Here is a 26,610-nt window from a genome sequence, read left to right as displayed (position 1 = left end):
TGCCGCCAGAACCTATGAAGACCTGTGGAATGCCGTCGGGCACGTCTGCAATCTCTTCCCCGAGGAGGAGTGCTACAACTTCCTCAAAGCGGCGGGATATCAAAGTGATTAAACGCGACACGCTCTAAAGGCCAATGGTTCGAAAGACTGAGTTTCATCCGGGGCTCGACCCGACGGATATTGCCATGATCGAGGCGCTGCAGGAGGATGGCCGGATCAGCGTCTCCGAGCTGGGGCGAAGGGTGGGTCTGTCCCAGCCCGCAACCTCGGAGCGCTTGAAGCGGCTTGAGGAGCGCGGGGTCATCAAGGGCTATCGGGCCGTCGTCGATCCGGTGGCGGTCGGTCTTGGCATGATGGCCGTTATCCGGCTCAAAACCACCCATGAGCACATCAAGGCCTGCCTGAAGCAGTTTTCCGGGATGCCGCAGATCATCGAGGTGCTGCGGCTGACGGGCGAGGATTGTTTTCACCTGAAGGTCATTGTGCCTTCGCCCGCCGATCTGGAAAGCCTCGTCGATGCGATTGCGCGATATGGCTCCGTCACGACGGCCATCGTTCTGCGCAGCGAACCGCCGAAACCCATCGGGCGGGCGCTGATCCCGAGAGGCTAGGCGGCTGCTTGGCGAGTCCGGACCCCTAGTCGGTTACCAGCTTGACCGATGTTCCCGCCGGAATTTGCTCATCCGGCTCCATTCCATTCAGAACCATAAAGAAGGCCAGACGCCGCGAGGGCTCGACACCGCGCATACCGATTGCCAGCTTGCGCGGCGTGTCTCCCGGGCTGGTCTGGACAACCTTGACTCTAAGAGACTGCAGCCGGGCCCGTTCGGTCGGGGTGAGCTGGCGGAAGCTCTCCAGCGTTTCCCTGTACTGGCTTTCAAAGGCTTCGCTCGGCGTGCGGCTGGCGAAGATGAAGCGGTAGCCTGTCTTGCCGATGCGCAGAACCGCGATCCGGAAGGACCAGCCCTGTGTGATGGCCGCGCCGACAACGCCCGGAATCCCGTTGATCGTGGTTTCGCGCACACTTTGCGGCAGCAATCCGTTGATCCAGCCGGAGTTCATGTAGTCGGCCAGGTTCTCGAAGCTGCTGACATCGGCGCCATCAAAGCGCATGGCGGTGCCATCGCCGTTACTGGCGAGAACCGCTTCCGGTGAGTTCTCCAGAATGTAGCCTTCCGGAACGGTGAAGCCGATGCCGAGCGCCTTGTGCAGAAAGGACCGCCCGCGCACGAAACCCTCCAGCGGGTCGTCGCCATACAGCAGTCCATCGATCTCGCTCAGATACCGGTTTCTGTCCCGCTCACCGATGCCGGGCGCGGCAACCTGCCGGGCCTCCTTAACCGCCAAGGCGACACGTTCTGGGGTGTTTGGATGTGAGGAGAGGAAATCCGGAGCGCTGGACTGAATCTGCTGCGCGGTCTGATAGGCCTGGAAATCGGCCATGGACTTCAGAAAACGGGAGGCCGCGTAGGGGTCGAACCCGGCTTTCGACAGCGTCTTTACGCCAATAGCATCTGCCTGGAATTCCTGCGCCTGAGAGAAGCGCGCAAAGGACAGCTGCGAGGACAGGATCGCCTGGCGGGCCTGTTCGGAATCCTGTACCACATTGGTCAGGATCTTGTTGGCCAGTTCGCGCGCCTCCGCCCTTTGCTGCCGTTCAATCGCATGATTGGAGGTCACATGGGCCATTTCATGGGCGAGAACAGCGGCCAGTTCCGATGTGTCATTGGCCAGCGCCAGAAGGCCGCGAGTAACATAAAGGTAGCCGCCGGGCAGCGCGAAGGCATTGATCGCAGGCGAATTCAGGATCGTTATGCGGTAACTCTGCGAAGGATCGTCAGAGGCTTCCACCAGACGGCCAACAACGCTTGCAACCGCACGCACGGCGCCATCGTTCTTGTAGACACCGCCATATGTGGCCACGACACGTGGGTGTTCCTTCGCGCCGATGTCCGCGCCAAGGCCTGGCCTGAGGGTGCCCGGCGCAATGGTCGTGACATTGGGTGAGCCGCCGCCAAAGGACTGGCAGGAGGCAAGCAGGACGCACAAGGCAAGGGTCGCGATGCGGCGGCCAGAAGATGTCTTTCTCCCGGGGGCAGCGCGTCCTGCCTTGCCGTCGGCGCCCCTGCGCAGCCATGCCGCGCCTATGATGCCAGAGCTTGCCGTCACTTCCTGTCCTCGTTGCCATCCAGAATGATGAGCTGACCCGGATGGGTCATATGTATGTGGGGGCCGTCGTTGAGGTCTACCACACCTCTGATCTGCACGGCATGCCCAGCCAAATCCTCGAGAGACATGCCGGCTGCGGCCAGCGCGTCGCTGAAGGATTTGTCCTGGCTGGTCGAAAGGGTTGCCGTGAAGTCGGTCTTCCAGTTGCGGCCGAAATTGAGATACCGGGTATGCGCTGATTTTCCAAGAGAAACGATGCGTCCTTCGGCAAGGACATAGGTTCCTGCGGCCCCTGTCAATGCATTCAGGTTCATGGTCGAAAGCGCATCCTCATGCTGCCAGCGTCCCCGCTTTGCGAAACGGGCCGAATGTTCAGCCTCGATCAAGGCCTTGCTACAGGCCATGGAGCTAAAATGGGGCGCGGCCATGGCAAGTCCACGATCGATCAGGCGGATTTGCTGAAGGGCCGTGTCTCCGGCTGTGCCTTGGGGCGCTGCCACGATCCAGGCAGGCACCAGTCCCCACCGGTTCGGCTTGCCCGCTGCCCAAGCCCACAGTGTCTCACCCTGGACTGTCTTTGCGATTTCCGCGGGAGAAGTTCTTGGGGAGATATCGGCGAGAACGAAACGGTTGCCTGGCCCGCCAGAGCCTGTCGCAGCCAAGGCACTGAAGACGCCCTTTTCGTCTGGCCCTGTGATTGCGGCAGGGGCGGCATCCCCTGGCAGGCAGTTCGCAGCAGCGGGCGGCAGGTTCTCAGCCATTTCTGCCGGGAGGCGTGTCTCTGCCCTGGACGGGAAAGGTGGAAAGAGCGCTGCGCCTGCAATCACGAACAAGACCGGTAAAGTAAACAGGCCGGTCCGCGAGAAAATGGCCCTGCAAAGGCCGGGTGCACCACATTCTCTGCGCCGGGCATCCCCGGTCTTCCTGCGTGTCCGTTCCAAACCGCGATTGTCCGAAGCTGCATGAAGAGGGTTGCAATTCTAGCATGTCCGCAGGCGGGTTGTGAGTATCCTTTGTCTGCTGAGCCGATCCGGAAAAACGAGGGTCGCAAAGCGGCGCGGATCATGCTATTTCCGCCCCAAGTGGTCCCGTAGCTCAGCAGGATAGAGCATCAGATTCCTAATCTGAGGGTCACGCGTTCGAATCGCGTCGGGATCACCAATCTTTTCAAATAAGCTATGCGCATTAAACCGTTTCAGCGGAGGCCTTGCGCAATTCTCGTTGGTAAGACAAAGCCTCCGGTTCTCCCGCTCGTGAGCCTTCATCCTCTCCGGGACGTCCTTCGACAGACCAGCCCCCTTACCGGTGTCCACCTCGGACTTGTTCACCCGTTTGCCGGGAGGCCGTGCGGAGCGGCCGGTCCCGGCGGCCGTTGAAGATACCGCCGCCTATCGGGACGGGAGCCCGGCTTCAGGGCCCGCCGCCGTCAGGGCAGCACAGACGGGGGCTTCAGAACTGTAATGAGGCGTTTTGAGTGTCCCGTCAGCCTGCGATGCCCCGCTATGCCTCCGGCCGGATTTTCAAGCCAAATTTTGCGGTGGTCAGATCCCTGCCGGCAAACCGGATCCGGAATATATGTCTGCCCCAGACCTCCAAATGGCGGGGGTCGTTAATCCTGACCGTTTCGATGCCTTCCACAACCAGATTGTCCGGCTGGATGATCAAGGCATTGCGCGTACCCTGTATGCGGCATGTGCCGTCGTCATTGAGAGTGATCTGACAATCGCTGATATGGACCGGCAAAAGGAAGCTGTTCAGCGGGGTGCCAAGATCGATCTCGTCCTGGATCGTGATCTCACCCGAAATGTGATGGAAACCAACTTGCCGGCACAGGCGCCTGGATCCTGGTGTCTCGAAATAGGCGGGGCTGGCGTCAAGGCTTAGGAGACTGGAGGCAGCTTCATGGGAAAAGCTGACGTTCCGGGCTTCCGAACCGGTCCCGGCACGCTGGCGCAAGCCATTGACTTCAGGAACATTGTGACCCTCGGAGCTGATGTGCCACTTGTCATAGCGTTTCTCGGTGAACGTCGACTTCGAATATGCGCCTTGCCCGAGATCGATAATCAGGGGCTCACCGTCCAGATAGACGCTGAAATGCCCAACATCGTTGTGGGAGTGATGGTTGATGTGCAGATCATTGCTGCCAGCGATCGCGCTGAGCATGACGCCCCGCCCCGGGGTTCTGCTTTGGCGGGCGAGCATCACCTGCATGTCCGGTAGCCAGACGCTCTGTTCGCAGACGTGCTCTCCATCCGAGGGCAGGTCCGGGGTCCAGAACAGGAGACGTGTCAGATGGACCAGGAATTGTCTGGCATATTCATTGTGGCCGCGGGCCTTGGCAGAGCGGGACAGCTTGCGCTTCGCCACGCGCTCCACGTCCTTCCAGACGAGGCTGGCGAGCGGCGCAGAACCGATCTTCAGCGCATAGCGGCTGATCATGCCATGGTCGAAGTCGATCTTCAGGCTGCCGTCCGCGAAGTTCACGAAACGGTTCTCGCCAATGTGCAGCGGCGCGATATGCTCGCCGAAGTTCCGGTACTTCTGGTTTTTGTCCGGCGCGAGATCGATCTGGAACCGGGTTTCCACCAGATCGGTGAAGGCGGCGAGGCGGCCGGCGCTCACCATCCAGTAGCTTGGGCCTTCAATGCAGCTGCCGCTGTCCTCGATCGTGTCGAAGAAGCGCTGCATGGGAACCATCAGCTTTGCAGCGATGCTGGTTAGCCGGGACTTGTCCTCGACAACATAGCAGGCAGTCAGAAGCAGGTTGTGGGCGCACCAGGCCGTCCAGTTATTGCGTCCCAGATACCAGCCATAAAGCTTCGGTCCTTCAAGAAGCTGCAGGGCGCGCCGGTCAACTTCCTGATGGATCCGGTGATAAAGGGCAGGGGACTTCTCAAGCAGAACCGAGCGGAGCAGATAGCAGGTTTCCGCCAGCGTTGCCGCGGTCTCGCAGGCAAACAGATCCAGATAATCATCGCCGGGCACCGGCATCGGATCATCCGCCTTCCAGGGGTTGCTTTCCTTGAACATCACCATCTCATGCTCACCAGCGAAATTATGCGCTGGCACACACCAGGTGACCTCCCCAAGGATGGCCCAGATATAATCAATGATCCGGTCGAGATAGATGCCTTTGGCGCTCAGGCATTCGGCGATCACCAGATGGGACAGTTCATAGCGGCGGCGGAAATAGTTTTCCTCATAGACCAGCCGGTCGCCCGTGGTCATGAAGCTCATGTACATCGTGCCGGTGAGAGGATCGATGTCCCCCTTGAGGATTTCATCCGCATAGGCGCGGATGGCCTGAACCTGCAGGGAAAGGCGGGGGTCCTTTGCTGCCTTGTTCCATTGGCCCCTGTCTTCGATCCCGGGAAAGGGCTTCCAGTCCTTGGTGCTGATCAGCCCTTCGAGCAGGCGCTCGACTTTCATCGCGTCTTGAAACATCTAGGTCTTCCAAATGGGAAATTCCGACCGCAGGCGGTCTGCAAGGTCAGGCGTCTTCGCTGCGGCGGATCCGCTTGCCGGTCGCCGCGTCGAAGATCCGGATTTTGGCCGGGTCAGGCAGAATGCTGACGGAGGCACCAGGTTCCAGCGTCCGTTGCTCCTTGAAGGCGCTGGTAATCCGGAACCCTTCTGCGTCATTGAAGACCACCATGTCCGAACCGGTGTTCTCGACGGCATGGATCCGGGCTCGGATGGCGCCGGGCTGGTCTTCGAGAGACAGGCGGGCATGCTCCGGACGGATGCCAAAAAGGATCTTCTGTCCAGTCGTGCAACCGTTGCTCTGACCGAGCGGGGTGAGGGTGCCGTCGGGCAATCGGGCAGCGCAAGCGTCTCCTAAGCCGGTCACCTCCGCTTCGATCAAATTGATCGTGGGGGTGCCGAGGAAACTGGCGACGAAGGTGTTGACCGGATCGTCGTAGAGCTCAAGCGGCTTGCCGACCTGCTCCACACGCCCGTCCTTGAGAACGACGATCTTCTGGCCGAGCGTCATGGCCTCGACCTGGTCATGGGTGACATAGACGGAGGTCGTCTGCAGGCGCCGGTGCAGATCCGCGATCTCTCCACGCACCTGAACGCGCAGCTTTGCATCCAGGTTGGACAGCGGCTCGTCGAACAGGAACACTGAGGGATTGCGAACAATGGCCCGGCCCATGGAGACACGCTGGCGCTGGCCGCCGGACAGTTCCTTTGGCAGGCGCTCCAGAAGCTGGTCGAGTTCCAGCATCCGGGCGACCTCTGTCACCTTCGTATTGATCTGCGCTTTCGGAAGGCCTGCCAGCTTCAGCGCGAACCCCATGTTCTCCCGCACGGTCATCTGCGGATAGAGCGCGTAGGTCTGGAACACCATCGCGATGTCGCGCTGTTTGGGTGGTAGGTCGGTAACATGGCGCTTGCCGATGGAAATATTGCCGGAGCTGACATCCTCAAGGCCCGCGATGATGCGCAGAAGGGTCGACTTGCCGGAGCCGCTGGGGCCGATCAGAACGCAAAACTCGCCTTCGTCAATTTCCAGGGAGACGTCGTGAATAACCTTCACCGAGCCGAAGGACTTGCTGACATTCTTGAGACTAACTGAACCCATGGGTTTCACCTGAACCTTTCGTGCTTCAGCCCTTGACCGCGCCAGACATGAGGCCGCGGTTGAATTGCTTCTGAAGCAGGAGATAGACGACGATGCAGGGCACGGTGGCGATGACCGTGACGGCAATGAAGATGTTCTGCTGCATGATCTCATCGACCCGGAGCGAGCGCAGGACGACGGGGATTGTGTAGAGGCTGCGGTCGTCGACGGCGATGAGCGGCAGCAGGTACTGGTCCCAGATCATGAGAAAGCCGAAGATCGTGGTGGTGCCGAGCGCCGGTTTGACCAGCGGGACAATGACCTTCAGGAAAATCTGGATCTCATTCGCGCCATCGACACGGGCAGCATCCTCCAGGTCCCGCGGCACTGCCTTCATGAATTCCGTCAGCAGGAACACCGAGAAGGCCCAGCCCACCAGCGGCAGGATCAGTGCCGCATAGGAATTGTAGATAGAAACGCCCAGGAGCGGGATCTTCTGGTGCAGGATGAGATAAAGCGGGATCGAGATGACCTCATCCGGCAGCATCATGGTCGACAGGATCGCCAGGCTGATGAAAGCTGCGCCCCGGAACTTCTTGCGGGCGAGCGCATAGGCTGCCAGCGCGCTCACCGTAGTCTGCAGCACCGTGCCAATGGCAACCACCAGCAGGGAGTTGAAGAGGTAGATCCACGCCTTGACCTCGGTCCAGGCATAGATGAAATGGTCGAGGGTCGGCTGGTCCGGCCAGAGCAGCAGCTGGCCGGGCTGAACGGTTGTCTTGCTGAAGGCGGTTGCCAGAATGCCCCAGAACGGGCCGCAGAACACGATCAGCAGCAGGGCATAAACGGCGCCCCGGGCCAGCTTTTGAGGGAAGGTCGTCTTCATCGGTGCGGCCTCACGTTCTGGCAAAGCGGTTCTTGATGGCAACATGCGCCACCGTCAGGCCCACCGTGAAGGTGAAGAGCATGAAGGAAACGGCTGCGGCATAGCCATAGTCCAGCCGCTCGAAACCGGTCTTGAAGATGCTGGTCATGATGACTTCGGTCGATCCGGCCGGTCCGCCGCCTGTGGTGGTGTAGATCTCGGTGAAGACGCGGAAGCCCCGGATAAAGGACAGCATGATCACAACGGAAAACGCGGGAACAAGGCCCGGAATGGTGACGTGCCAAAGCTTGCGCAACGGGCTGGCGCCATCCACATCGGCTGCGTCGTAAAGCTCGCGGTTTATGCCGGCGAGCCCGGCGATGAAGATCACCATGCTATAGGGAATGTTCTTCCAGACCTGTAACAGGATCACCACGAAGAGCGCCTGATTGGGATCGGACATGAACCCTTGAGGATCTGCGCCGAACAGGCCGAGTATGCTGTTCACGACGCCGGTTTGCGCCGGATAGAACAGGATCCGCCAGACCTCCGCCAGGACAGCGACGGAGGTGACCGCCGGAAAAAAGATGGCCGTGCGGATGATCCGGATGTGAAGCGCCTGCCCCTCCAGGATGAGCGCGACGGCGAAGGCGAGAAGGCCCCCTGCAATCGTGGTCGAGACCACGTAGATCAAGGTGTTGAGAGCCGCTGCCCCAAGCGCGCTGTCCGACAGCGCGCGCTCGAAATTCGCGAACCCGATCCACCGGTCTGCCCCTATGAACTTCACCTGATAGAAGCTCATGATCAGGCCCTTGACGATGGGCACGAATTTGAACCAGGTGAAAAAGATCAGCGCGGGGGCCAGAAACAGCCATGGAACGGCCCATCTCCAGCGCTTCGGGTCGATAGTCATTGTCTCATCCTCATGTCATCCGGGCCGGGTTATCTGCCGGACCAGCTGACGGGTCAAACCGGGCACTGCCGGCAGATCCGCTGGGGACCTGCCGGCAGCAGTCTTGCTTTGGGAGGGAGATCAGTCCGCCTTCACGCCCTGATTGGCGAGTTCGGCATTGACGGTTTCGTCCGTCGCGGCGAGGCCTGCGGCAATGTCCGAAGAGCAATCCGACAGGATCTTGTTGAAGCCGTCGGCGGTCAGCTGACGGATGGGCTTCCAGTTCGGAACGCGCGGGAAGTAGTGGCCGCTCTTGCCATAGAGATCGGCATAGATGGCCCAGGCCTTGTCCGGCTGGACCTCTGCCACATTGACGGTCTTGTTGACCGGCAGGCGGACGATGGGGCTGGAGTCGATGCCGACCGCCATACCGTTTTCCTGGCCTTCTGCCGAAATCAGATATTCGATGAACTGACGGGCCGCGTCATCCTGTGTGGAAGAGACGGTGATGAAGGCAGCTTCGCCTTCAGCCAGTTCTGCCTGGCCGGCAGGACCTGCGGGCGGTGCGACGACTTCGATCTTGTCCCGGCCGGGCTCCTTGCTGAAAGGTGCCAGGTGATAGGGGCCGGAACGGTAGATGCCTGCCTGACCGGAGCTGAACACCGGCGTCGCATCGCCCGTGGTCGCGGTGATTGCGGAAGGCTGTGCGTAGCCGTTGCAGATGAAGTCGCGGGCGAAGGAAACAGCCTTTGCCACTTCGGGCGTGCCGAGGGAGGATGTGTAACCGTTTTCCTTCTTTGCGAGGAACTCGCCGCCCGCCTGCCAGATCAGGTCAGAGAGGAACCAGGACGCATAACCACGGGTCGCGGAGACCGGCATGACATAGCCATAGGTGTCGGCCTTGCCGTTGCCGTCCGGATCCTTCTCGGTGAAGGCCTTGGCCAGCTCATAAAGCTCGTCCCAGGTCTTGGGAACGTCATAGCCGAGCTTTTCGCGCCAGTCCTTGCGGATGAAGACAGCGAAGGCCTGGGCGGAGGTCGGGACGCCGTAGTATTTGCCATCCTGCGACTGAACGCTTTGCCAGGCAACGTCATAAAGCTGATCGCTGCCTTGAATCGCAGACCGGTCAATCTCTTTCAGAATGCCCATGTCCAGCATCTGGCCCATGGCTGTCGCGTCGTTGACAACAACATCGGGGAGCGAGCCGCCAACCGCAGCGCGTGCCAGACGGGTTTCGAAGTCGGTGTTGGCCAGAAACAGATCAATCTCGATACCGGTCTTGGCGGTGAAATCCTTGGTGATCTTGTCCAGGACGTTCTTTTCATTGTCGCCGTAGCGCATCCAGACCTTGAGTGGATCGGCCGCCAGAGCGGTGGACGCGAGAGCAAAAGTCATCAGAGCCGCGGATGCAGCCGTGCAAATCGTTTTCATTGATTTCCTCCACAGTCTTCCATCCAGATTCTTGCTGCCGGACGCTCTGATTTCTGCGCCCTTGCGAGAAAAGCCTCCCGGATGGTGTTCGAACTATATGACAGTGTTTTTTCAATTTCAAGAAAACGTTTAACTGAATTTTTCATCTGGTAATGAAGTGTTTTTTGAAATTATGTTGCGTAGGCATGTCATTAAAATCACAGGCTGTATCGGAGGGGTGCGGGCATCTTTAAAAACGTAACGAAGACAGGCTTAAAGGAAGGAAGTTTCAGTGGCTTGTTGCCAGTCCAAGGGGCGCGGGGTACAACCTGAAAGCAAGGCAGAGGAAATCGTTTAACCCACCATGAGTCGACGTAAAACCGCAACGATCCGGGATGTCGCAGAAGCGGCTGGCGTGTCCATCGCCACCGTATCGAAGTTTATCAACCGCCAGCAGTCCTTCTCTGCGTCGGTCGAGGAGAAGCTGCGGTCGGCGATCTCTGAACTCGGCTACAGCCAGAACCCGGCGGCCCGGAGCATGGTGACCGGGCGGACAACCGCTATTGGCCTGGCGGTGATGGACATTGCCAACCCGCATTACGCCAATGTGATGAAGGGGGCGAACAGGGTCGCTCTGGCCAATGGTTACAATCTTCTCGTGGTTGATCTGGAGGAGAAGGCTACCGGCGTGCGGGAGCTGCTTGAACCACTGGCCCTGCGCACCGATGGGCTCATCGTCAGTGCCCGGATCCCCGCGGCCGTGGTTGACTGGCTTGCGGGTCTGAACAAGCCGGTGGCCTTTCTTGGCCAGCCCGAACGGCAGGGGGTTGTTTCAGTCGGCATGGACAGTGTCGAGGCTGCCTCCTTGCTCGCGGGCTACCTGGTTCAACAAGGCTTCACCCGGATCGGCTATGTGGGCTATGGCCGTGCGGCCTGGAACGCTGAGCGTCTGCGAGGTCTGCACAATGTGCTTGATGCCGCCGGTGTGGAGTTGATGGAGTTTGATGCGGAGGAGCCGACAAGCGAGGCTGGTGAAAAGGTCGCCGCGCGGGTTCTTTTAAGGCCCGACCGTCCTCAGGCCGTGATTGGCTGCAATGACCTTGTGGCGATAGGTTTCATGACAGAGGCGCGCGCACTCGGGTTCCGCATTCCTCAAGACATAGCCATCGCCGGAATCGATAACATCCCGACGAGCCGCTATGTTTCGCCGCCTCTGACAACTGTTGACGTTTTCAGCGAGGCAACGGGCGAATGGGTCATGAAGCAGATCATTTCGATGGCCACGGGCCATTCGCCTGATGTCCACATGCCGCACGAACCGCTGCTTGTCGTGCGTGAGTCCGCGAAACGGGCCGATGGGGAAGAGCGTGCAGGCACACAGACCAATCCAGAGTATTGATCCGGTCTTTGCAGCGCCGGTGCTTGCAGCCTCAAGGCATCAGCCGGTTGCCCGATAGCGGCCCGCCGGCGGAAAAGAAATGCAATCGCTGCGCGACCGGCTGTTCCCACATCGGCATTCAGTTCACCTTTCCGCTGCGCTATGCGGAGAGGCTAGCGGCACGTTACACCGCCCCTATGTCCGGCATGGAGGGCCAGTATAACGGCATTGCCCAGCTGACCGGATCCACTGTTGTGTCGCGGACCTCTAGCACATGCCAACTACCGCGCAAGGGAAGTGGATCAGGGCAGGGTCTCGCAAACGCTCAGAACCGCTTGCCTCAGCCAGCGGTGTGCCGGATCTTCGTCGAGGTAGTGAGGCCAGACCATAAACTCGCGGAGCGGATGCATGTCGAATGGCGCCGGGATCAGCTTGACCGGGTGAACCTCGGCCATGCGGACCGCAAGACGCCTGTGCAGGGTGACGAGGCGGCTGGTGCCCGCGACAAGAGCGGCGGCCAGGCTGAACTGATCGATCGTGCATTCGACCCGCCGCTGGCGCCCGAAGCGTGGCAGGAACCATTCCTCGAAAGCCAGGCTGGCCTCGTCACCGAGTTTGACGGCCACATGCCCGCGGTCGAGATACTCGTCCATGGTCAGGCTCTCAATTTTCTCGGCCTCGTTTTCGCACATCATACAAACATGCTCGTCCTGAAGAATTTCGGTCTGAGGGTGCTTAATCTGGCTGGCGTATTGCTCGGGAATGATCAGCAGGTCGATTGCCCCCCTCTCAAACTCGAGCTTTATGTCTTCCGGAAGGCTGCCGATTTCGAGCCGCATGCCGGGCGCCGTGCGGGCGAGACTGCTGACCGTCGGTGCAAGCAGCAAGCTGGTCGCGTAATCCGATGCGGCAATGGTGAAGGCCCGATCGATCTCGGCGGGGTCAAAGACCGGACGCAGGGAAACAGCAGCCCGTGCACGCATCAAAACGTCCCGGACGGGGGCGACAAGGTTCTGCGCGAGCGGGGTTGGCTGCATCTTGCGCCCGACCTGCACAAGCAGTGGATCCTCGAAGTAGGCACGCAGTCTGGATAGTGCCGCGCTCGTGGCCGACTGGCCGATGCACAGGCGCTCACTCGCCCTGGTGACGTTGCGTTCCTCGAGCAGAACGTCAAGGACGACGAGAAGATTCAGGTCAAACCGGTCAAGGCGCATACGTAATTCCCCATAAAGCTCAATCCTCTATAAACTATCGATGAAATCAATGTATATCATGAATACTATCTGTTTTTCATTTCCCTGACAGACGCGAACTATCGCCCCGCTGCAGCCGGTAAAGGAGGATTTCACCGGCCAGCATCGTGGAAGGCCGGAGAGCGGCGTTCCACGGCTTTCAAAAGGGAGGGGTTATGAAAGCTTCAATTTTTGCGGCGGCTGCCGCTATTGCGCTTGCTGGAAACGCAGCTCTTGCGGACGGCACGGCTCCGCAACACGGGCAACCGCCGGTCTCGGCAATGGCCTTGATGAACCTTGGCCGGGATGGGCTGCTGCGCTCCTATTTCGAGAGCGACCAGTTTGGCTCGGTGCAATGGCGCGTTGGTCAGGGCCGGATCACAATCGGCAACGCGGCCGCATCTGGGCAACCGAAAAGTCACTACAAGGACGGAACAACCGACACGGTCGTGCCGCTGAACTTCATGTTCGGTTTGCCGGGCGGCAACTCTGTGATCCGGCTTGGTGTCCGGGGCACATTCTCCAACGGCGCCAACTATCCGGTGGAACTGGACGGCGGCACAGGACGGGTGGACCTGCAGTATCTCAGGTTCCCCGATGCATCGACCATGTGGGCGATCGGCGGCTTTTACGAGCACACCGACCTCGATATCGACGACGCTGGATCGATCAAGAGGCCTGCCGGCGGTATCCGTGCGGACATCCTCAAGGAGTTTTCCGCGCACTGGGGCGTAGCTGCCCGCGCTGAATATTCCTGGGGGACTGACGATCTTGAAATTGGCGTCGGTCCAAGTCTGACGATGCGCCACAAGCAGGCGGATGACCACCTTTATACGCAGGCCGAACTGATCGGACAGTTCCGCAATTCCGACATTGGAATTGTCCCGGAGAGCTGGGTCCTGCACCCGGTTCTGGGGGTCCAATTCCAGCGCAGCTTCATCCAGTCGACGGCCAATAATTTTGGCGTCGTCTCGTCTGGTGTTGTTGGAGCAACCGAAAACTACGGAACGGTGTGGGCGCATTTGCGGCTGGAAAAGGAAGCTGCACCGGGCGGCTGGTCGCCGAACTTCCTGGCCGGACTCGAACAGGAATACGCCAATGATCTGGACGCGATCGTCGACGATCCAACCTACGCCGTCCTGGGCGCGGGTCTGTCCAAGACTTTCGCAAAGGGCAACCGGTTTGAGGTTGCTTTCACGCGGCACCAGGGGCTGCAGGGGAAACGCTGGAACCAGGCACTGGTCGGAACGCTGACGCTGAATTTTTGACGAAAGCGGGAGCTGCTGTTCCAAGCAGCGGCTCCCCGGCACTGCCTGCGCGACTGAGACGGAGTCCGTGCAGGACGGGTGAAGCAACTTTGCTTAGGAGGAAGCAATGACGAAATTGAACAGTTGGGGCGGACAGGCAACACTGAGCATCGGCCATATGGCCGGCATGATCGATCTGGCGGCACTGCCGTTGTGGGTTGGCAGCCTGATGAAGTTCTATGGTCTGTCCGCGCCGCAGGCCGGTTTGACCGTCACCATGTTCCTGGCCAGTGTCGTGGTCTCGAGCAGCATCTTCGCGCCGTTGTTCACGCGGCTCAATCACCGCGTTTTCGCCTGCCTAGGATATTGTGTTGCCGCATGCGCATTTCTGGTGGCGTCCTGGCAGCCAATATCGCCGGAAAGCTTGACGGTCTTTCTGGGTGTGCACGCGATTGCCGGTCTGGGTACTGGCGCGGCGCTGTCTGTTACCCACGGCGCCATAGGACGGACGTCAAATCCGCATCGTCTTTTCGGCCTTGCGAATGTCGCGATGGCGATTCTGGCAATCATCATGTTCGCGGCCCTGCCGGGCATCATCGCCTCCTTTGGCGGGCGGGTCATATTCCAGGCCTTCGCGATCACCATGACGTTAGGGGCCGTTGTCGCGCTGCTATTTTTCCCTGCCGTCCCGGCCGCTGGAGCAAACGCGCCGGGCATGGGGGCGGCGGTCCTGCGCCAGCCCTTCCCGAAGGCGGCCTGGTTCACCATTGGCACCATCGTCTGCATTGCGCTGAACCAGGCGATGATCTTCTCCTTTGTTGAGCGCATCGGAGATGCTCACAACTTTGGTGAAGGGGTTGTGCAGAACGTTCTGATCGTAACGGGCTTTGTCAATCTCATCCCGGGCATTCTGGCTGCCGTGCTCCAGAAAAGGCTCAAACCGGTGAACGTTGGCACCGCTGGCCCCATTCTTCAGGCCTTGTTTGCGATCTCTCTGACGGGAGCAACCAGTTTCGCTTTTTTCGCTGTTCCCGCAGCTCTCTATGTCGCGCTGGTGATCTTCACGCATACCTTCATGTTCGGTTTGCTGACCCAGGTTGACAGCAGCGGGCGTGCCGTGGCGGCGACCCCTGCGATGATGATGGCGGGCTCGGCCGCCGGTCCAGCACTCGGCGGGTTCGTTGTGGCCATGCTCGGCTATCCTGGCCTTGGCTGGGCGGTTGCCGTCATCTCCGCAATCGCAGTCACGTGCATGCTGCTGACACGCAGGCAACTCGGACGCGTTCTTTCGCAGCCGGTTGCAGCAGCTGCTACCGCGTAGCACCTCCCAAAACCTCATGCTTTTCAACGAACGGAGTAAGACATGAACAAGCATGCCAATCTAAACCCCGGGCTGAAATTTCCAGAGGACATCGTGTTCACGGGATACGCTGCCCCGGTCCGGATCGAGGGCGAAGTCCACGACCTTGAGGTTATCGGCCGCATTCCGCCGGAACTGGAAGGCATGTACATCCGAAACAGCGCTGACCACGCTTATCCGCCGCTTCACGGCAAGGACATCTTCCTGAACGGCGATGGCATGGTGCATTCGGTCCGCATTCAAAATGGCCATGCCGATTTGACCATGCGCTATGTCCGCACCCGCAAGTTCGAGCTGGAGCGCAACGCGCGCCGCGCATTGTTCGGCGCCTACCGCAATCCCTTCACCGACTCTCCGGAAGTCGCTGGGGAAGACAACAACACCGCCAATACCTCGGTGCTTTGGCACCATGGCAAGCTCTATGCACTCAAGGAGTCTGGCCGGCCCTATGAGCTGGACCCGAACGATCTGACGACGCGCGGCGAGTCCGATTTTGGCGGCCAGCTGAAGAGCCGGACGTTCACGGCGCATCCCAAGATCGACCCTGTCACGGGCGAATGTATTGCCTTTGCCTATAACTGTGAGGGGATTGCCAGCGACGAGATCGAACTCTACACCATTGCCAAGGACGGCGAGTTTACCCGCACCGAGCGGTTCAAGGCGCCCTATTGCTCGATGGTCCATGACTTTCTGGTCTCACGCAATTACATCGCCTTTGTGATCTGCCCGATGGTGTGCGACTGGGAGCGCGTCAAGAAAGGCGAGCCCTACTGGCATTGGGACAATCACAAGCAGACCCACGTTGCCGTGATCCCGCGGGACAAGGGCGTTGCCGGTATCCGCTGGTACACCGCGCCCAAGATCGCGATGCAGACCCATACATTCAATGCTTGGGAAGATGGCAGCAGGCTTGCGCTGGATCACTTCGTGACGGAATCCGGCTGGATCAGCCAGTTCCCGGATCTGCACAATCCAGAAGCACACGAGAAGCCGCCGTTTGGCGAGCGCTGGATCATCGATCTTTCAAGCGACAGCGGCGAAGTGCAGATCGAGCGCTTTATTGACCACATTGGCGAGATGCCGGTCGTCGACCCGCGCTTCGCGCAACGGCGCGCACGGCATTACTGGTTCGGCACGAACCACCCTGCGAGCTGGCCGATGCTCGAACCAGGCCCGAAAGGCCCCCCGTTCACTTGCCTCGGTCACTTCGATGAGCACACCGGCAAGGTCGACCTGTTCTATGCAGGCCCGGACTCCTCGCCGGAGGAGCCCTGCTTCGTGCCGCGCAGTCCGGATGCGGAAGAGGGCGATGGCTTCCTGATGACAATGGTGGGCCGGCGCCGGGAAAACCGTACCGATCTGGTCATACTCGACGCACGCAATCTTGCCGGCGGACCGCTTGCGGTTCTGCGGTTCCCCTGCCGGGTTCATGAAGGTTTCCACGGTATCTGGGTTCCAGGTGACGCCCTCGGTTCGGATCGTCTCTGAGCAGATCAAGGCCGCGCGTCAGGCGCGGCCCTCAAACAACGCAGAACCAGCCGCACCGCGGACAGCGGATGCGGCAATGGGGATAGCATTTCAATGCCACGGGAGGGGCCATATGAAAAACGGTAGTGTCAAGTATCTTCGCAATTGCTGGTATGTTGCGGCGTGGGACGATGAAGTCCAGCCCGGCAAGCCACTGGGCCGCAAGTTTCTCGGAGAGCCGGTTGTCCTGTTCCGCGACAGCGCGGGCAGGGCCAAAGCCATATCAGACCGTTGCCCGCATCGGTTTTCACCGCTTCACACGGGAACGATCCGTGGTGACAGCATCCAGTGCCCCTATCACGGGCTGGAATTCGACGGTACCGGTCAATGCACTCATAACCCGCATGGCGACGGCAGCATTCCGAAGGCTGCAAGGGTCAAGGCCTATCCGGCCGCTGAACGCCACAGCCTTGTCTGGATCTGGATGGGCGACGAGGAAAAGGCGGACGAGGCGCTTATTCCGCAGCTTGAGCGCATGGATGCAGAGGACTGGTATGTCGGTAAGGACTATCTCCACACGCTCGCCAATTATCAGCTCGATGTCGATAACATTATGGACCTGAGCCATATCGACTATCTGCATACCGGAACGCTGGGAGGTTCGGGAGCCGCAAGCGCCGAAACCGAAGTGAAGCAGGACGGCGACACGGTTTATTCGCTGCGCCTCGTACGCAACGAGCGGCTCTCCCCTCAACTCGAGAAATATGAGGGCATTGAGCCCGGCACGCGCTTCGACCGTTGGCTGGATGTCCGCTGGGAGGCTCCAGGCGTGATGGAACTGATCGTCGGCAAGGCTCTCACGGGTACGCCGGATCCCCGTTCAGCTGGAAAATCGCTCTACTTCTTCCATCTCTTCACGCCGGAAACCGAAACAACCTCGCATTACTGGTTTGGCGTTTCGAAGCCCAAATCCGAGGGAGAAGGGGCTAAAAACTTCGTAACCGGGAACATCAAGTTCTTAAAGAAGCCGTTCGAGCTGGAAGACTTGCCGATGCTTGAGGCCCAGCAGCGGATGATTGGTGACTGTGCCGATTTCTGGTCGCTGAAACCCGTGCTTCTTCCGGTAGATGCGCCTGGCGTCCGTGCGCGGCGCGTGCTCGACGGGATGATCAAGGCAGAGCAATCCGAGGCCATGCCTGCGTGAGGCTGGCCGGCACGCCCTTTTCTGCCCGCTCGCGATGATGAAAGGCGCGCCGCCCGCGGCGCGCTGGTCCTGCGCGCATGAAATCCGAAATATGGAATGGGAGTTTATCCGGTGAATATGTCCGTTCGCCCTGATATGGCGAAAACCTGGTTGCAGGTGCAGGTTTCCGCCAAGCGCCTGGAGGCGGAAGGCGTAGCCGGGTTCACATTGACCGCCCCTGACGGCAATGCTTTGCCCGCTTTTACGCCTGGAGCGCATGTGGATGTTGAAATTGATGGTGGTCTGATCAGGCAATATTCCCTTTGCAATCCGCCGCACGAAACGCACAGTTATGAGATCGCGGTGTTGCTCGAACCCGCCAGCCGTGGCGGCTCCCGCGCTATGCACCAGCGTATCAGGGAAGGGGATCTCCTGCGCATAAGTGCGCCAAAGAACCTCTTTGCCCTGCATCCGGGCAAACACCAGAGTTTGCTTTTTGCCGGTGGTATCGGTATTACCCCTATCCTGTGCATGGCCGGACACCTGGCGCGAAGCGGTGACCACTTTGAATTGCATTATTGTGCCCGCAGCAAAGGAAGAGCGGCCTTTGCGGATCAAATCCGCCTGTCTGATTTTGCAGCACAGACACATTTTCATTTCGACGATGGCAACGAGGAGCAGAGACTGCAGGTTTCCGCCGTTCTCCAGAACGCGGATGCGGACGCGCATGTCTACGTCTGCGGTCCGGCGGGCTTCATAGACCATGTTCTCGGCACCGCCCTGAACCTTGGCTGGCCCGTGGAACGGCTGCACCGCGAGTTCTTTGCCGCCGAAGTGGCGGCAACAAGCACCGGGGGTGCGTTCGAGGTGCAGATTGCCAGGACCGGCAAGACAATCATGGTCCCGCCCGACCAATCGATTGTTGCCGCTTTGTCCGAAAACGGGATCGATGTGCCGGTCTCGTGTGAGCAGGGCATTTGCGGAACTTGTCTCACGCGGGTTCTTGAAGGTGAGCCGGATCATCGGGACAGCTTTTTGACGACTTCCGAGCAAGAGCGGAACGACCAGATGCTCTTGTGCTGTTCGCGCGCCAAAAGCGCACGGCTGGTTCTCGACCTGTGAGCTCTACGGAAACTGCGCTGACATCAGCCCTCTTATTCCCGCAAGTCAGCGTCAAGGCGCAGGGGATTTGTGGGGAAAGACAAAGTGGGAGATAGAAATGGCTAAATTATATGGCTCGCTGAGTTCGCGTGCGCACCGCACCGCCTGGATGCTGAAGGAACTCGGCATCGAATTCGAGCACGAGCCGACGAATTTTCTCGATGGCAGCACACGTTCGCCAGAGTTCTTGAAAGTCAATCCGAATGGGCGTGTGCCTGCCTATGAAGCTGATGGCTTGCGCCTGTTCGAGTCTCTGGCCATCAATCTTTATCTGGCCCGCAAGCATCAAAGCCCGCTCTCCCCGGCCAGCCTTGAGGAGGATGCCTTGATGACCCAGTGGACGCATTGGGTCATGACCGAGATCGAAAAACCGCTGTTGCTGGCCTCGGCAAACCTGCTTCTATTCGATGAGCACAAGCGCAGTCCCGCGGAGTTTGAGGTCGCTCTCAACAAGCTGGCGCGTCCGTTTGCTGTCCTGGAGCAGCATCTGTCGGAGCACAAGTATCTCGTCGGAGACCGGTTCACGGTGGCGGATCTTAATGTGTCGGCTGTGATGACATTGATCCGTCTTGCCTCACTTGACATGACCGCCTGGCCCAACGTGGATGCGTGGCTTGACGACTGTCTGGAACGCCCGGCCGCGGCGGACTGGAAAGCCATCCGCTTCAAGATCCCGCGTCCGGACAGCGACCTCGGTGTCCTCGCCATGTTCGTATGATGCAAACGCCAAGGTGACCTTACGTAATTCAGGGCTTGCAGCCTCGCGCAAGGCCCGCCGGCAGATTTGGAGCTTCCGATGATTACTCTTTATGGTGATGTCACGAAAACCCGTGCCAACCGGTGCAGCTGGATGCTCAACGAGATCGGCATTCAACACGATCGCAAACCGCTATCGTTCCATCCCGGTGCTGAAAAACCTGCGGATTTCCTAGCGCTCAATCCCAACGGCAAATGCCCGGTGCTGGTGGATGGGGAGTTCGTTCTCTTCGAATCTCTGGCGATCAATCTCTATCTCGCCAGGAAATACGGCGGAACGCTCGGGCCGCAATCGCCTGAAGAAGAGGCGCTGATGACACAGTGGTCGTTCTGGGTGGCCACGGAGGTGGAGAAACCGCTCCTTCTCCTGTCTGCAGTGCGCTATCTGTTTATACCCCATGAGCCTGCGGAGGAGGACACGGCAACCGTGCTCGGCAAGCTGACAAAAGCCTGGAATGTCCTGAACGCGCATCTTGAGAACCAGCCCTATATTCTCGGCGAACGCCTGACGGCTGCGGACATCAATGTTGCGGCAGTCATGCATTTCATTCTTGTGGCAGACATCGACATTTCCGCCTGGCCGAATATGAAGCGGTGGCTGGAAACGTGCCTGAGCCGCCCTGCGGCAATCGACTTGAGGAGCGTTGATTTCCGCGTTCCCAGACCCAGGACCTCACGGGACATTTTCGCAATGTTCCTGTGACGCCGGCCTCTTCCGGCAAAGCCTCTTTCTTCCAACCTACGGAGCTTTAAGACATGCTGGCACTCTCCAAGGCCACAGAAATTATAGATGCAGCGCTTGCCAAGGCCCGCGCCGAAAACTTCGATCCCTTGGCCGTAGCCGTCCTGGATGCGGGCGGCCATCTGGTGGCGTTCAAGCGGGAGGACGGTGCAGGCATCATACGCTTCGACATCGCCTTCGGCAAAGCCTGGGGATCGCTTGGCATGGGCTTTGGCTCGCGGGAATTGACGGAACGGGCCGATAAGAACGCGACCTTTATCGGAGTGCTGGCGACCGTCAGCGGCGGGCGGATGGTGCCATCGCCTGGCGGTGTCCTGATCCTGGATGACAACAAGCAGGTCATCGGGGCGGTCGGCATATCCGGCGACATTGGCGGCAACGACGAAGTCTGTGCCGTGGCAGGCATCGAAGCCGCCGGATTTGCGGCGGTAACGCGGACGGTGCGTTGATCTTGCGGCGGCACCTTCCGCCCGTCCTGTGGCAACTTGCGTGACAAGATCATCCTTGGCGCTCTTGTTTACCTGAAAGCGGAAGACATCCGTGTGGCCCTACGCTGCGTCAGCGGTGGTGTTCAGCCGGGACATCCAGAGGGGGCATGCGGGTTGCCGATCAGGCCCAGTCCGGGATCTGCCACATCAATGGCCCGACGGTGCCCGACGAGCCGCAGATGCTTTTGGATGGCGTGAAAGCCTCCGGATATGGCCGTTCCGGCCGCTGGGCAGGATCTGTCTGGTCACCATCAAAGATCCCTGCCAGAACTCTCCCTTCCAAGGCGGGGGCGTTCAGCACCTCGGCATGGCTGGAGCAGTACATCCTGCTCCGGCCATGCTTGCGTTTTCTGCCTGCCCGTGGCGGTCGTGGCCAACCTGTCAACACCTAAGGTTCAGGTGCCGCCCCCGGCCAGATCCGTTTGGATAATGTCCGCCGTCCGGCGGTAGTGGTTCTGAAGCAGGGCAATCGCATCGTCCGCCCGGCCCTCGATGGTGGCCTTCAGGATGAGTGCATGCTCGTCGCTGACCTTGCGCACGCGGAACGCCTTGCGGATTGAAAGCGCCCGGTAGCGGTAGAGCCGGTCTGCGAGCTGTCCGCAAAACCCGATCAGCGGCTTTGAACCGCAGTTTCCGATCAGCAGCTCATGGAAGCGGCGGTGGTGGCGCTCCCACTCCGGATTGTCCTCGAACTTCTCCGGGTCAAGAGAACGGGGCGTGCGCTCGAGCCGGTGATGGGCAACCAGAAGAGCTTCTTCCCACTCCACCGTTGCCCGGCTCATGGACTCTCCCAGAGCGATGCCTTCAACCCAGCAGCGCGTCTTCGTCAGTTCCTGAAGTTCTTCAAGGTTGATGGGTTTGACGAAAAAGCCGCGTTGTTCCTTGCCGATCACCAGTTCTTCGCTGGCCAGCCGGTTCAGGGCCTCGCGGATCGGCGTCTGGCCTGCCCCGTAATGCTCCACCAGAAACCGCAGCTGTAATTTGCGCCCCGGCTCCAGCGCTGCGGACAGGATGTCGGCCTTAAGCCGCTCGTAGACGCCCGTCGCCCGAGTTCCCCGGATTTCCGCGGATTTTTCGATTGTGTCTTGAGGCATAGGCGTTCTCTAGGGTGTGTCTGATTTTGTATATATCAAACCAGGTGATTATAAAATTTATAAATTCTGTATTTACATGGCTCATTTTGTAATTTATTCGAGGGTGACAAGCGGAGGAACCAGCGTGAGCGGAAGCCTGAGGGATCACAAGCCGATGGGGCCGGGGCCTCGTTGCACCTGCTGTGGCATCGACCTGCACACACATGTTGTGCCGTTCGAATTCCCGGCCTACGCTGGCGGGGCCGTTCCAGCGGCCTGGCCGTCGATGAAGGCCACCGATGGCTGTCACCGCACAATGGTCGTTGATGGCAAGAACTACCGAACGGTGAGCGAAGCCTGCTGGTCAGCACCCCGCCGGATCGCGGACATGGACGCAATGGGCATCGGCATGCAGGTTCTGTCCCCCATGCCGGAGCTGTTCAGTTACTGGATGGATGCGGCTCCCGCGCATGATCTCCTGCGCTATATAAACGACGTCATTGCGGACCTGGCTGTGTCTGGAGCAGGGCGCTTTGCCTGCCTGGGCGCCGTTCCGCTGCAGGATATGGATCTCGCGATTGCCGAACTTCACCGCCTGGTTGCCGAACTGGGGTTTGCTGGTGTCGAAATCGGCAGCAACGTCAATGGCACGGTGATCGGCGATCCCCGTTTCCTGCCCTTTTTCGAGGAAGCCGAAAAGCTTGGCGCGGCGGTTTTCGTCCACGCGGTCCGTCCGGCGGGCATGGATCGTCTTGCTGGCCCGGGCCAGCTGCAGCAGGTGCTTGCCTATCCGACCGATATCGGATTGGCAGCTGCCTCCTGCATTACCTCAAATCTTCTGATGAAATTGCCCAAGCTCCGGATTGCCTTCAGTCACGGTGGAGGGACGCTTGCCAGCCTTCTGCCAAGGCTCCGGGAAGGCTGGAAGGTTTTTCCTGTGCTTCAGGAAACCCTTGAGGCCGACCCTTATGAACAGGCGAAACTGCTTTATGCGGACTCGCTTGTCTATGATGAACCGACCCTGCGCCATCTTCTGACAGTCTTCTGCAGGAGCCGCATCATGATCGGCACCGACTATCCTTTCAATTTTCATGAAAGGGCGCCTCTTTCGCGGATTGCGGCTGCGTTTGAGGACGAGGATCTGCGCAAGAAACTGACCTTTGCCAACGCTGCTGCGTTCTTGAATCTGAAGGAGGCCGCGTGATGCCTGACTTTCCAGTAACCGCCCTGCGAAGCGTGGAACTGTCCACGCCGGATCTCGAAGGATCGATCCGGTTCTACACCAAGGTCTGGGGGCTGACTGAGGCGGCCCGCGAGGGCGATAAGGTGTATCTTGCCGCAACCGGCAGCGATCATCATGTGCTGGAGCTGAAAGCCGGTGAGACTTCCCTGCTCCGGAAGATAACCTTCCGGGCCAAATCCCTGGAAAAACTCGAAGAACTGGAACAGTCCCTCGTGGCGTCCGGATGCACGCTGATGCGCCCGCTCGGGCCGGCAGACTCTCCGGCCGGCGGCGAACGCTTTGTCATCCGGGAACCGCAGGGCTCGGTCATCGAATTTGTCTTCGGCGACAAGACGAAGCCGGAACAGATTGTTGCGAACAAGCCTCTCCGGCTGGCGCATGTGAACATAAACACCAGCGATATCGAGGCCCTATCCGCCTTCTACCAGTCCATCCTCGGGTTCCGTCTGACAGACCGCTCCAAGATGATGGCCTTCCTGTGCTGCAACAGCGATCACCACGCGGTGGTTCTGGCGGATGCTCCGGTGAACGGCCTCAACCACATCGCGTTTCTGCTGCCGGATCTTGAGTCCGTCATGCGGGGGGCAGGCGACGTCAAGGACGCCGGCTATCCGATTGGCTGGGGTGTCGGGCGTCACGGGCCGGGTGACAACGTGTTTGCCTACTTCGTGGACCCGGCGGGTGTTGTCATCGAATACACGGCGGAAGTGCTTCAGGTCGATGACGACTACCGCTTCCGGGGGCCTTCCGAATGGGTCTGGAAGCCGGGCCGGACGGATCATTGGGGTATCGCACCACCCAAGTCCGAGGATTGCAAGAAGGCTCAGGTGTCCGTGCCCTTCGCAGGGCAGTGAAAAACAAAGACCGATTTCTTCAAGCAGGTGGTTTGACAGTGCAGAACGATAACGCAAAACCCGGCCATTACAGCGTATTGATCGTCGGATTCGGCCCATCCGGAGCCGTCGCGGCTGGTCTTCTTGGAAAGAAGGGCCACCGCACGCTTGTGATCGACCGGTTGACTGACATCTATGACAAACCCCGTGCAATCGCGGTTGATCATGAAATCCTCCGCCATCTCGACAACATGGGCATTGCCGGAGAGGTCCTGCGCTACACCGCACCCTTTACAGCGTCCGAACATTTTGGCGCGCAGGGGCAGTTGATCCGCCGCATCGACATGGTGCCGGAACCCTATCCGCTCGGCTACACACCGAGCATGGTGTTTACGCAGCCTCCGGTCGAGGCCGTCATGCGCGAACATGCAGCAAGCTTCGACTGTGTCGAAATCAGCCTCGGAACCGAGCTGATAGGCCTGTCGCAGACGGATGCCATTGTTTCCGCCGACATCCGGGAAGCAGACGGCACGGTCCGTAAGGTGACAGCGGACTATGTGATCGGCTGCGACGGAGCCTCCAGCACGGTCCGCCAGACTGCCGGTATCCGTCTGGAAGATCTCATCTTCGACGAACCGTGGCTGGTGATCGACGTGCAGGCCAACGAAAGCGGGCTGGCCAAGCTGCCGAAGGCATCCGCCCAGTTCTGCAGCCCGTCGCGTCCGGCCAGCTACATCATTGGGCCGAAGAACCACCGCCGCTGGGAGATCATGTTGCTGCCGGGTGAAAACCCGCATGACATGGAAAAGCCGGAGAACGTCTGGAAGCTGTTGTCGCGCTGGATCACGCCGGAGGATGGCTCTCTCTGGCGCGCCGCAGCCTACCGGTTCCATGCGCTGGTCGCCGACCGCTGGCGCGAGCGCCGGATCCTCATCGCGGGCGATGCAGCCCATCAACAGCCGCCGTTCATCGGCCAGGGCATGTGCCAGGGCTTGAGAGATGTCACAAACCTGGTCTGGAAGCTGGACCGCGTTCTCAAGAAGCAGTCGCCGGACAGCCTTCTCAATACCTATGGCGTCGAGCGCAAACGGCATGTCCGGGAGCTGACCGGCAAGATCAAGGCGATTGGCGAAGTCATCTGCATTCGCGATCCGGAAGCAGCCGCCGCTCGTGACGAGCAGCTTTTGGCGGAAGGGAATGGCGTGCCCAGAACGATCACGCGGCAGGAAATTGTGCCGCCGCTGCAGGAAGGGCTGCTGACGGCCGGCGCCTCGGATGCGCGCGGGACCTTGTTTCCGCAGCCTGCGATCCTGAAAGACGGCGGCTCCGTTCTGCTTGATCACCTGACCGGGGCAGGCTGGCGTCTCGTGATCGATGGCCGAAGCTCCGTCAAAGCATCCAGCTTTGCGGACACGGCAAAAGAGATCGGTCTCAGCGTTGCGGCCATTGTTCCCGCCGGCGAAGCGGAAACGGGCACGGACATGCTGGTGGAAGAAGACAGTGTGATGAGCGGCTGGTTCGACCGCTATGGGGCTGCGGCCGCGCTGGTCCGGCCTGACCATTACGTCTTCGGCGCCGCAAGAGACGCTTCTGAGCTGGCAACGCAGCTCGGCGAACTCAAAAGCTGTCTCGGTTGATGAACGCGGGCGCGCTGAAGCCCTGCATGTAAGGAGTTGTGAAAAATGAAACTTTCGACCGTCAAGATAGCCGGGCGCGTGACCTGGGGTGTTGTCGAGGGCGAGACCTTCTGGGACACCGGCGCTGTATTGAGCGGAACTTATTCCGGCCTGAAGGCTGCGGTCGCAAACGGTCTTGAAGGCGTTGCCGCGGCAAAAGACGGTGCTGCGTCCTTCCCCTTGTCCGAGGTTGAATGGCTGCCGGTCCTGCCGGACCCGGACAAGATCCTTTGTGTTGGCCTCAACTACGAGACTCACCGTCAGGAAACCGGTCGCAGCGTTGTCGAAAATCCGACCATCTTTGGCCGTTTCGCCAACAGTCAGACCGGGCATATGGCGCCGATCCTCCGCCCGAAAGTGTCTGACATGCTCGACTATGAGGGAGAGCTGGCGATCATCATCGGTAAGCCGGGCCGCTATATCAGCAGTGAAGACGCTCTGTCCCATGTAGCCGGCTATTCGATCTATAATGACGGCAGTGTCCGTGACTATCAATGGCACACACACCAGTTCACTCCGGGCAAGAACTTCCCCGATACAGGGGCCTTTGGCCCCTGGATGATGACGCCAGATGAGCTTGGAGATTTGTCTCCCTTGCGGATTCAGACCAGGTTGAACGGCGAAGTCGTTCAGGACTCCACCTTCGACATGATGATTTTCGATGTCGCCCGCATCATCGAGTACTGCTCGTCATTCACCCGGCTGGAAGCAGGTGACGTGATTGCCACCGGGACACCGGGGGGGGTCGGCGCGAAACGCAAGCCGCCGCTCTGGATGAAGCCAGGGGATGTTGTCGAAGTGGAAATCGACAAACTTGGCATTTTGAGAAACCCGATCGGTCAGGAGTCCTGACCGGGATACCGGTGCGGCT

The 26,610-nt window shown here is 59.7% G+C and carries 23 protein-coding genes, 1 tRNA gene and 1 pseudogene; 16 read left to right on the top strand and 9 right to left on the bottom strand.

The window, feature by feature from the left end:
• Positions 1–134 precede the first annotated feature (134 nt).
• Positions 135–611 (top strand): Lrp/AsnC family transcriptional regulator, encoded by a 477-nt coding sequence (locus IG616_RS11710; RefSeq protein ID WP_192148330.1) that lies wholly within the window; start codon positions 135–137, stop codon positions 609–611.
• A 25-nt stretch (positions 612–636) separates the two neighbouring features.
• Here the strand turns inward: IG616_RS11710 and IG616_RS11705 are convergent, their stop codons facing one another.
• Entirely contained in the window at positions 637–2,169 is a 1,533-nt protein-coding gene (locus tag IG616_RS11705) for a M48 family metalloprotease (protein ID WP_209007457.1), read from the bottom strand.
• On the bottom strand, positions 2,166–2,930 hold the full coding sequence (locus IG616_RS11700) for a hypothetical protein (RefSeq protein WP_192148329.1): 765 nt from the start codon (positions 2,928–2,930) through the stop codon (positions 2,166–2,168). Before IG616_RS11700 ends, IG616_RS11705 begins: the two co-directional genes overlap by 4 nt.
• A 323-nt stretch (positions 2,931–3,253) precedes the next feature.
• On the opposite strand from IG616_RS11700, the gene IG616_RS11695 reads away from it, so the two are divergent.
• Positions 3,254–3,330: transfer RNA gene (locus tag IG616_RS11695), tRNA-Arg, on the top strand.
• 339 nt (positions 3,331–3,669) lie between these two features.
• Here IG616_RS11695 and IG616_RS11690 read toward each other — a convergent pair.
• The 5 genes from IG616_RS11690 to IG616_RS11670 all read right to left on the bottom strand — a co-directional run bounded on the left by IG616_RS11690 (position 3,670) and on the right by IG616_RS11670 (position 9,921).
• On the bottom strand, positions 3,670–5,613 hold the full coding sequence (locus IG616_RS11690; RefSeq protein ID WP_192148328.1) for a heparinase II/III domain-containing protein: 1,944 nt from the start codon (positions 5,611–5,613) through the stop codon (positions 3,670–3,672).
• Positions 5,614–5,659: 46 nt separating this feature from the next.
• Positions 5,660–6,754: an ABC transporter ATP-binding protein gene (locus IG616_RS11685; RefSeq protein WP_192148327.1), complete on the bottom strand. Its 1,095-nt coding sequence runs from the start codon at positions 6,752–6,754 to the stop codon at positions 5,660–5,662.
• A gap of 25 nt (positions 6,755–6,779) precedes the next feature.
• Positions 6,780–7,619 carry a carbohydrate ABC transporter permease gene (locus IG616_RS11680; RefSeq protein WP_192148326.1) on the bottom strand — a complete coding sequence of 280 codons (840 nt, stop codon included), beginning with the start codon at positions 7,617–7,619 and terminating at the stop codon, positions 6,780–6,782.
• Between the two features lie 10 nt (positions 7,620–7,629).
• A complete protein-coding gene (locus IG616_RS11675) occupies positions 7,630–8,511 on the bottom strand; it encodes a carbohydrate ABC transporter permease (RefSeq protein ID WP_192148325.1) in 882 nt (293 codons plus the stop codon).
• 120 nt (positions 8,512–8,631) lie between these two features.
• Entirely contained in the window at positions 8,632–9,921 is a 1,290-nt protein-coding gene (locus IG616_RS11670) for an ABC transporter substrate-binding protein (protein WP_192148324.1), read from the bottom strand.
• A gap of 343 nt (positions 9,922–10,264) precedes the next feature.
• On the opposite strand from IG616_RS11670, the gene IG616_RS11665 reads away from it, so the two are divergent.
• On the top strand, positions 10,265–11,299 hold the full coding sequence (locus IG616_RS11665; RefSeq protein WP_192148323.1) for a LacI family DNA-binding transcriptional regulator: 1,035 nt from the start codon (positions 10,265–10,267) through the stop codon (positions 11,297–11,299).
• 281 nt (positions 11,300–11,580) lie between these two features.
• Here the strand turns inward: IG616_RS11665 and IG616_RS11660 are convergent, their stop codons facing one another.
• Positions 11,581–12,492 carry a LysR family transcriptional regulator gene (locus tag IG616_RS11660; protein WP_192148322.1) on the bottom strand — a complete coding sequence of 304 codons (912 nt, stop codon included), beginning with the start codon at positions 12,490–12,492 and terminating at the stop codon, positions 11,581–11,583.
• 194 nt (positions 12,493–12,686) lie between these two features.
• Here IG616_RS11660 and IG616_RS11655 point away from each other — a divergent pair, with 194 nt between their 5' ends.
• The 9 genes and pseudogenes from IG616_RS11655 to IG616_RS23080 form a co-directional block, all read left to right on the top strand.
• Complete coding sequence (locus IG616_RS11655) at positions 12,687–13,778, top strand: hypothetical protein (protein ID WP_192148321.1); 1,092 nt, start codon at positions 12,687–12,689, stop codon at positions 13,776–13,778.
• A 106-nt stretch (positions 13,779–13,884) separates the two neighbouring features.
• The gene (locus IG616_RS11650; RefSeq protein WP_192148320.1) at positions 13,885–15,078 is read left to right on the top strand and encodes an MFS transporter; all 1,194 of its coding nucleotides are present in this window, start codon (positions 13,885–13,887) and stop codon (positions 15,076–15,078) included.
• 42 nt (positions 15,079–15,120) lie between these two features.
• Positions 15,121–16,605: a carotenoid oxygenase family protein gene (locus IG616_RS11645; RefSeq protein ID WP_192148319.1), complete on the top strand. Its 1,485-nt coding sequence runs from the start codon at positions 15,121–15,123 to the stop codon at positions 16,603–16,605.
• A 112-nt stretch (positions 16,606–16,717) separates the two neighbouring features.
• Entirely contained in the window at positions 16,718–17,788 is a 1,071-nt protein-coding gene (locus tag IG616_RS11640) for an aromatic ring-hydroxylating dioxygenase subunit alpha (protein ID WP_192148318.1), read from the top strand.
• A gap of 117 nt (positions 17,789–17,905) precedes the next feature.
• Positions 17,906–18,889, top strand: a complete 984-nt coding sequence (locus IG616_RS11635; RefSeq protein ID WP_246476204.1) for a PDR/VanB family oxidoreductase — start codon at positions 17,906–17,908, stop codon at positions 18,887–18,889.
• 97 nt (positions 18,890–18,986) lie between these two features.
• The gene (locus IG616_RS11630; protein ID WP_192148317.1) at positions 18,987–19,646 is read left to right on the top strand and encodes a glutathione S-transferase family protein; all 660 of its coding nucleotides are present in this window, start codon (positions 18,987–18,989) and stop codon (positions 19,644–19,646) included.
• 78 nt (positions 19,647–19,724) lie between these two features.
• Positions 19,725–20,387 (top strand): glutathione S-transferase family protein, encoded by a 663-nt coding sequence (locus IG616_RS11625; RefSeq protein ID WP_192148316.1) that lies wholly within the window; start codon positions 19,725–19,727, stop codon positions 20,385–20,387.
• 53 nt (positions 20,388–20,440) lie between these two features.
• Positions 20,441–20,875 carry a GlcG/HbpS family heme-binding protein gene (locus IG616_RS11620; RefSeq protein ID WP_192148315.1) on the top strand — a complete coding sequence of 145 codons (435 nt, stop codon included), beginning with the start codon at positions 20,441–20,443 and terminating at the stop codon, positions 20,873–20,875.
• A 100-nt stretch (positions 20,876–20,975) separates the two neighbouring features.
• Positions 20,976–21,150 (top strand): annotated as a pseudogene (locus IG616_RS23080) (aldehyde dehydrogenase family protein); the annotation flags it as partial.
• Between the two features lie 159 nt (positions 21,151–21,309).
• Here the strand turns inward: IG616_RS23080 and IG616_RS11610 are convergent.
• Positions 21,310–22,008, bottom strand: a complete 699-nt coding sequence (locus IG616_RS11610) for a GntR family transcriptional regulator (RefSeq protein ID WP_192148314.1) — start codon at positions 22,006–22,008, stop codon at positions 21,310–21,312.
• 124 nt (positions 22,009–22,132) lie between these two features.
• On the opposite strand from IG616_RS11610, the gene IG616_RS11605 reads away from it, so the two are divergent.
• The 4 genes from IG616_RS11605 to IG616_RS11590 are packed head-to-tail and all read left to right on the top strand — an operon-like array spanning position 22,133 to position 26,591.
• Positions 22,133–23,191 carry an amidohydrolase family protein gene (locus tag IG616_RS11605; RefSeq protein WP_343072367.1) on the top strand — a complete coding sequence of 353 codons (1,059 nt, stop codon included), beginning with the start codon at positions 22,133–22,135 and terminating at the stop codon, positions 23,189–23,191.
• On the top strand, positions 23,191–24,084 hold the full coding sequence (locus tag IG616_RS11600) for a VOC family protein (protein ID WP_192148313.1): 894 nt from the start codon (positions 23,191–23,193) through the stop codon (positions 24,082–24,084). The genes IG616_RS11605 and IG616_RS11600 overlap by 1 nt, the downstream gene beginning before the upstream one ends.
• Before the next feature lie 38 nt (positions 24,085–24,122).
• The gene (gene mhpA / locus IG616_RS11595; protein ID WP_343072366.1) at positions 24,123–25,700 is read left to right on the top strand and encodes a bifunctional 3-(3-hydroxy-phenyl)propionate/3-hydroxycinnamic acid hydroxylase MhpA; all 1,578 of its coding nucleotides are present in this window, start codon (positions 24,123–24,125) and stop codon (positions 25,698–25,700) included.
• Positions 25,701–25,745: 45 nt separating this feature from the next.
• Positions 25,746–26,591 carry a fumarylacetoacetate hydrolase family protein gene (locus IG616_RS11590; RefSeq protein WP_192148311.1) on the top strand — a complete coding sequence of 282 codons (846 nt, stop codon included), beginning with the start codon at positions 25,746–25,748 and terminating at the stop codon, positions 26,589–26,591.
• The last annotated feature ends 19 nt before the right edge of the window (positions 26,592–26,610 follow it).

The organism is Roseibium litorale, from assembly GCF_014842915.1.
Lineage (GTDB): Bacteria > Pseudomonadota > Alphaproteobacteria > Rhizobiales > Stappiaceae > Roseibium > Roseibium litorale.
This window is presented reverse-complemented; position numbering and strand designations above follow the sequence as displayed.

Bases quoted from the DNA above. Each gene is read 5' to 3' on its own strand.
- IG616_RS11710 (WP_192148330.1), top strand. From the start codon at position 135: ATGGTTCGAAAGACTGAGTTTCATCCGGGGCTCGACCCGACGGATATT.
- IG616_RS11700 (WP_192148329.1), bottom strand. From the start codon at position 2,930: ATGGCTGAGAACCTGCCGCCCGCTGCTGCGAACTGCCTGCCAGGGGAT.
- IG616_RS11690 (WP_192148328.1), bottom strand. From the start codon at position 5,613: ATGTTTCAAGACGCGATGAAAGTCGAGCGCCTGCTCGAAGGGCTGATC.
- IG616_RS11685 (WP_192148327.1), bottom strand. From the start codon at position 6,754: ATGGGTTCAGTTAGTCTCAAGAATGTCAGCAAGTCCTTCGGCTCGGTG.
- IG616_RS11680 (WP_192148326.1), bottom strand. From the start codon at position 7,619: ATGAAGACGACCTTCCCTCAAAAGCTGGCCCGGGGCGCCGTTTATGCC.
- IG616_RS11675 (WP_192148325.1), bottom strand. From the start codon at position 8,511: ATGACTATCGACCCGAAGCGCTGGAGATGGGCCGTTCCATGGCTGTTT.
- IG616_RS11670 (WP_192148324.1), bottom strand. From the start codon at position 9,921: ATGAAAACGATTTGCACGGCTGCATCCGCGGCTCTGATGACTTTTGCT.
- IG616_RS11665 (WP_192148323.1), top strand. From the start codon at position 10,265: ATGAGTCGACGTAAAACCGCAACGATCCGGGATGTCGCAGAAGCGGCT.
- IG616_RS11660 (WP_192148322.1), bottom strand. From the start codon at position 12,492: ATGCGCCTTGACCGGTTTGACCTGAATCTTCTCGTCGTCCTTGACGTT.
- IG616_RS11655 (WP_192148321.1), top strand. From the start codon at position 12,687: ATGAAAGCTTCAATTTTTGCGGCGGCTGCCGCTATTGCGCTTGCTGGA.
- IG616_RS11650 (WP_192148320.1), top strand. From the start codon at position 13,885: ATGACGAAATTGAACAGTTGGGGCGGACAGGCAACACTGAGCATCGGC.
- IG616_RS11645 (WP_192148319.1), top strand. From the start codon at position 15,121: ATGAACAAGCATGCCAATCTAAACCCCGGGCTGAAATTTCCAGAGGAC.
- IG616_RS11640 (WP_192148318.1), top strand. From the start codon at position 16,718: ATGAAAAACGGTAGTGTCAAGTATCTTCGCAATTGCTGGTATGTTGCG.
- IG616_RS11635 (WP_246476204.1), top strand. From the start codon at position 17,906: ATGTCCGTTCGCCCTGATATGGCGAAAACCTGGTTGCAGGTGCAGGTT.
- IG616_RS11630 (WP_192148317.1), top strand. From the start codon at position 18,987: ATGGCTAAATTATATGGCTCGCTGAGTTCGCGTGCGCACCGCACCGCC.
- IG616_RS11625 (WP_192148316.1), top strand. From the start codon at position 19,725: ATGATTACTCTTTATGGTGATGTCACGAAAACCCGTGCCAACCGGTGC.
- IG616_RS11620 (WP_192148315.1), top strand. From the start codon at position 20,441: ATGCTGGCACTCTCCAAGGCCACAGAAATTATAGATGCAGCGCTTGCC.
- IG616_RS11610 (WP_192148314.1), bottom strand. From the start codon at position 22,008: ATGCCTCAAGACACAATCGAAAAATCCGCGGAAATCCGGGGAACTCGG.
- IG616_RS11600 (WP_192148313.1), top strand. From the start codon at position 23,191: ATGCCTGACTTTCCAGTAACCGCCCTGCGAAGCGTGGAACTGTCCACG.
- IG616_RS11590 (WP_192148311.1), top strand. From the start codon at position 25,746: ATGAAACTTTCGACCGTCAAGATAGCCGGGCGCGTGACCTGGGGTGTT.